Annotated in this window: 1 rRNA gene; it reads right to left on the bottom strand. The window is 59.8% G+C overall.

The features are described 5' to 3' along the window. Nucleotides 1-19 precede the first annotated feature (19 nt). A 16S ribosomal RNA gene (locus B4113_RS15045) occupies nt 20-532 on the bottom strand; the annotation flags it as partial.

Here is a 532-nt window from a genome sequence, read left to right as displayed (position 1 = left end):
CCTTCGCTTTTCCCCTTAGAAAGGAGGTGATCCAGCCGCACCTTCCGGTACGGCTACCTTGTTACGACTTCACCCCAATCACTTGCCCCACCTTCGGCGGCTGGCTCCCGTCAGGGTTACCGCACCGACTTCGGGTGTTGCAAGCTCTCGTGGTGTGACGGGCGGTGTGTACAAGGCCCGGGAACGTATTCACCGCGGCATGCTGATCCGCGATTACTAGCGATTCCGGCTTCATGCAGGCGAGTTGCAGCCTGCAATCCGAACTGAGAGCGGCTTTTTGGGATTCGCTCCCCCTCGCGGGTTCGCTGCCCTTTGTACCGCCCATTGTAGCACGTGTGTAGCCCAGGTCATAAGGGGCATGATGATTTGACGTCATCCCCACCTTCCTCCGACTTGTCGCCGGCAGTCCCTCTAGAGTGCCCAACCGAATGCTGGCAACGAGAGGCGAGGGTTGCGCTCGTTGCGGGACTTAACCCAACATCTCACGACACGAGCTGACGACAACCATGCACCACCTGTCACCCTGTCCCCC

Origin of the sequence: Geobacillus sp. B4113_201601 (genome assembly GCF_001587475.1) — a bacterium.
GTDB classification, from domain to species: Bacteria; Bacillota; Bacilli; order Bacillales; family Anoxybacillaceae; genus Geobacillus; species Geobacillus icigianus.
The sequence above is the reverse complement of the archived record's forward strand: the minus strand, read 5'-3'. Positions and strand labels throughout refer to the sequence as shown.